Source organism: Microcystis sp. M109S1 (assembly GCF_020247025.1).
Lineage (GTDB): Bacteria > Cyanobacteriota > Cyanobacteriia > Cyanobacteriales > Microcystaceae > Microcystis.
Genome location: NZ_JADBRW010000103.1, coordinates 1 through 4,540, shown reverse-complemented (window position 1 = coordinate 4,540; position 4,540 = coordinate 1). Strand labels below are relative to the sequence as shown.

Sequence of the window (4,540 nt, the reverse complement as noted above, 5' to 3'; positions counted from 1 at the left end):
GGATTAAGTAGCGTGGGGCGCACGCAAACTTTAAACGCTTCGGGAGAGATTCCCTCTTGGTTGGTTGGAGAAATCCTGCTTGCTAACGGAGACTCAATGAACGAAGAATCCCCGTCTCTTTAGAGCGGGGAGCGTCAACAAGAGAAACCCATGTTGTTCAAAATTTTAGTAATTCTCCACAGCCTAGGGGCGACCGTCTGGGCCGGTGGACATTTATTGCTGGCAGTCACCGTTCTACCCCAGACCCTCAAAAACCGAGAACCAGACCGAATTCGTCAATTTGAGCAATATTTTGAGGTTTTTGGGTTATCTGCTTTATTGTTGCAGGTAATAACGGGCCTAGGACTGACTTGGATTTATTTGCCCGGTTTTCGTAATTTTTGGTCATTTGATAGTTTTTTATCGGTTTATATAGGCATTAAGTTAGCTTTACTGCTATTAACTCTCATCTTGGCCCTTCATTCCCGCTTTTTTCTCATTCCTAAACTGAGCGAGGAAAACTTAAATTTCCTCACCCTGCACATAGTCGCCGTCACCACTCTAGCAGTATTGTTCGTCATTTTTGGCGCTGGCATCCGTTTGGGGGGGGGCTTGACCTAGGCCTCGACCATTAGTTTTTAGCGGTTCAGCAGTCTGGAGACCTTTCTAGGCTAGGTTTGGCGAAAACGCGAAAATACTGTAATCTGGGCAAGGGATCACAGGGGGTCACTTCCCCCACCTAACCCTTGCCATGCTGCTTTTGACAAGGATGGAGACATCAAAAAAATTTTAGGACCCGCTGCGGCTGGGTAGTCAGTGGCAGTAAAATTAAAATGCTCGTGGATTCGGTCTGACGGGGATATCTCCCCTAACCCCTGATTCAGAGAGGACTTAGAGGAAGGGTCGTCCGGTTAAGTTGAGTGGAAGCGAGGCTCTTCCATACAAGTATCAAATCTGGGAGAATTATCTAAATAAACATCAACTGCTTTAGGAGAACCCAATCATGTCTATTGTCTTTCAATTTTTTCTCATTGCCCTAGTTTTATTTTCCTTGCTGATGGTGATTGGTGTCCCCGTTGCCTATGCTTCCCCCCAAAACTGGGACCAATCGAAACCCCTTCTCTATGTGGGTTCGGCAATTTGGGCGATTTTAGTCGTTGCCGTCGCTATTTTAAACTTTTTAGTGATTTAGTCTTGATCAGGAGTCGGGAGACTATTTTTATTTATTCTCCCCACTCCCTTCTCCCCCACTCCCCACTCCCTAACCCCTAACCCCTTCTACCTATGACTGTTTTTGAGGGAAATTTTACCGAGGATATATCCTCTTGGCGCTTTGCGATCGTGATTGGTCGTTTTAACGATCTCGTCACTGATAAACTGTTATCAGGCTGTCAAGACTGTCTCAAGCGTCACGGGGTTGATGTCAATCCCGATGGCACTCAAGTGGATTATATCTGGGTACCCGGTAGCTTTGAAGTGCCAATGGTAGCCCGTCAAGTCGCCCTTTCCCACCGTTACGATGCCGTCATTTGTCTAGGGGCAATTATTCGCGGCCAAACGCCCCATTTTGATTACGTTGCCGCCGAGGCTGCTAAGGGTATTGCTGCGGCCGCTTTTCAGACAGGTGTTCCCGTTGTCTTCGGTATTCTCACCACTGATACTCTACAACAGGCCCTCGAACGGGCCGGTATTAAAAGTAATTTGGGCTGGAATTATGGCCTATCTGCCCTAGAAATGGCTAGTCTCATGCGTCAATTGCGCCCCCGGGATGAAGATAAACCCCTAGAATTATTGAAAAATAATCCCCAACAGGCACTGATGGAAGGCTAAGAAAATTCCCCCGGCATTTAGGATTTTAGTTGTCCCCACTCCCGGAGTTCCACTGATGAGCGAAGCTGAACAGAACAAATATATTAACCAACTCAGACGGCAATTAGTCAACGCTGTCGAGAGAATCAAGACTCTGGAATTAGATTTAGAACCAGAGGGGCGGATTACGGAAGCTTTTGAGGCTATGGAACGCCATATCGATGAAAAATTCGCCGCAGTGGATGAAAAATTCGCCGCAGTGGACGAAAAATTCGCCGCCATTGACAAGCGTTTTGATCGCTTGGAACATCAGTTCAACCGACTACAGGCTAAGATAGAAGTGGTTCTCGAAGCTATTACCGGTTTGGGGGATTTGCCAGAAGATGAATCATTGTAAAAAAATGCTCCAAACTACTTGACAAGTGGTCTGAGATTTGGCACACTTATAGAAGTGTAAAAAAAAGCTTGCGGGCATAGCTCAGTGGTAGAGCGTCACCTTGCCAAGGTGAATGTCGCGCGTTCGAATCGCGTTGCCCGCTTGAAAAAATCTTGAAATATACCTTAAGGTCAGGATGAATAATTTAGGGATATCCCTTAAGATGGGAATTACCCGTGAGCAATAGGGTTGAGGATTTTGGGCAACCGTTGAATACCTTAGCCATTGACCACGAGCGACTAAAAACAACCGTTTATAAACAAAAATTTAGCTTGTGCGACCGCATAAATATACCAAAATCGACCAACACCAAGACTATCCTTGTCCCTGTCGTCGGAAAGGGACATTATGCCCGATTTTATTGACCGATGCCTTTGGCTGCGATCGCTGTCAACAGATATTTGTGGTACAGGAAAACGGCCAAATTATCGAACAATTAGCCCCCCACTATCCCTATAAACGCACTTGGCGCTGGACGGGATTTCGTTGGGTGAGTACGAATCAGCGCCTTGGGGAAGGAGTCTTGCCCCTGATGATGGGGATAATTCTGTTATTATCGATCGTCTGGCTACCGTTAATCTTGAAATCACCGCCGGGGGTAAGCGTGATTTTTGGGGCAATTCTAGTTATGCTATTAGTTATTTTGCCCGCATTCATCTTTTGGTTAGCCTATCGACGCTAGACAAGAATCTATGATCGAAAGTTCCCCCAAAACCCCCCCGACGATCTTTAAGCAAGCATACAATGCTTTTCTGGATCTGGGTCAATTCAATGGCAACGAAAGAAATCGCGGGGTAATCGCGATCGCTAATGGCATTAAAACTGGCTTTGATCGCATTTTAGAAGCCAATACCCTCGATTTAGAGGTCAGTCGAGAGATGGCCGTCTCAGAACAAATGATTCGCTGGTTACGGTTAACTCCCGAACGTTTAGAGACGACGGTGGAGGTATTGCAACAACTAGCGGAAGCATCGGATCCGCTGCAACAGGTAATTAACGCGGCCTATCAACTTAATCCGTCCCAAACCTATTGCCAAAGGATGCCTTTAGGAGTGATTGCCTTAGTCTATGAAGGTTTTCCCGAATTAGCGATGGTAGCGGCGGGATTTTCCCTAAAAAGTGGCAATAGTTTGATTATTCGCGGTTCCAATGCCTCTAGTCATTCCGATGGAGTGATTACGGAAATTATCCAAGAAGCATTGGAAGATGTGGGTTTACCGGTGGATTGTGTTAGTGGTTTACCCTGTGATTCTAGTCCCTCCCTAGAGGAGTTGGTGACGCAGGAAAATTATGTTAATTTGATTATTCCCTACGGTCGCCCTAGTTTAATCGGTCAGGTGAGTCAATTGGCCACGGTTCCCGTTTTGCGCGCGGCCATGGGAAACTGTTATTTGTATTGGTCTCCTAGTGGCGATTTGGAGTTAGCCCGTCAGGTAATTATCGATAGTCATGGCAGCATACCCGATCCGGTTAATGCGATCGAAAAAGTTTTAATTAGTCCCCATCAGAATTCTTCGACTTTAAGTCGTTTGTTTAAAAGTTTGCAGGAAAAAGGCTTTAAATTGCGAGGAGATACCCGATTAGCGGCGGATTTTCCGGAACATTTAACCATTGCTACCGATAATGATTGGCAAAGACCCTATTTAGAAAAAACGGTGGCCTTTAGGTTAGTGGATACCCTAACTGATGCGATCGCTTGGATAAATAAGTATAGTAGCGGTCATGCCGATTGTATTGTCACCGAATCCTATCGAGAAAGTCGTCAATTCGCCATGGAGTCCGATAGTGCTTTAGTTTATATCAATTCTTCACCCCGATTTGATCGCAATCCCAAACAGGGAGAATCGGTATTTTTGGGCATTTCCAACCAAAAAGGCCAGCGCCGGGGGTTAATCAACCTAGAAACCTTTACCACCCTTAAACAGGTGGTGCAGGGGTAGTTTTGGTGAACTGGGTATTGTTAAGTTAGCTAAAAAAGCAGATAACCCTGACTGTTCTCAGTGCCGCAGTTCCGGCGTCCCCTTATCGACCTAGACTAATTTAGGGTTTGCTGAAAAAGTTTGTTGGTGGGGTTAGGAGTCAGGACTCAAGTTTAGACTAATTTGAGCAATAGTCAGTACAAAAGAACTGCTTGAGCAGAAAAAACGGGAAATCAAGTAAGATTACTAAATTTCCCGAAAATGACTTGGAAAAACTGGCAGCAATTTCGAGAAGCGGCCTATAAACTCTTAGGAACAGGCAAAGACGCGGTAATGGACTTGATGGACGCAGTGTTAGTAACCCGAAGTGTCCATTCCTTTGCGGAACTGTCTATGT

The 4,540-nt window shown here is 45.7% G+C and carries 6 protein-coding genes and 1 tRNA gene; all 7 read left to right on the top strand.

All coding sequences use genetic code 11. The features are described from left to right. The first annotated feature begins 150 nt into the window (after positions 1-150). The 7 genes from IM322_RS04980 (at position 151) to IM322_RS04950 (ending at position 4,164) form a co-directional block, all read left to right on the top strand. A complete protein-coding gene (locus IM322_RS04980; protein WP_287677353.1) occupies positions 151-600 on the top strand; it encodes a CopD family protein in 450 nt (149 codons plus the stop codon). Between the two features lie 382 nt (positions 601-982). Continuing rightward, positions 983-1,171 (top strand): photosystem II reaction center protein PsbZ, encoded by a 189-nt coding sequence (psbZ, locus tag IM322_RS04975; RefSeq protein ID WP_002732865.1) that lies wholly within the window; start codon positions 983-985, stop codon positions 1,169-1,171. Between the two features lie 92 nt (positions 1,172-1,263). Next, positions 1,264-1,809, top strand: coding sequence for a 6,7-dimethyl-8-ribityllumazine synthase (gene ribH, locus IM322_RS04970; RefSeq protein ID WP_287677351.1), 546 nt, complete (start codon positions 1,264-1,266; stop codon positions 1,807-1,809). Positions 1,810-1,864: 55 nt separating this feature from the next. After that, on the top strand, positions 1,865-2,185 hold the full coding sequence (locus tag IM322_RS04965; RefSeq protein WP_287677349.1) for a hypothetical protein: 321 nt from the start codon (positions 1,865-1,867) through the stop codon (positions 2,183-2,185). 70 nt (positions 2,186-2,255) lie between these two features. Beyond that, positions 2,256-2,327 (top strand) — tRNA-Gly (locus tag IM322_RS04960). Positions 2,328-2,498: 171 nt separating this feature from the next. Beyond that, the gene (locus tag IM322_RS04955; protein WP_287677346.1) at positions 2,499-2,906 is read left to right on the top strand and encodes a hypothetical protein; all 408 of its coding nucleotides are present in this window, start codon (positions 2,499-2,501) and stop codon (positions 2,904-2,906) included. Between the two features lie 10 nt (positions 2,907-2,916). Then, positions 2,917-4,164, top strand: a complete 1,248-nt coding sequence (locus IM322_RS04950) for a glutamate-5-semialdehyde dehydrogenase (RefSeq protein WP_061432145.1) — start codon at positions 2,917-2,919, stop codon at positions 4,162-4,164. Positions 4,165-4,540 lie beyond the last annotated feature (376 nt).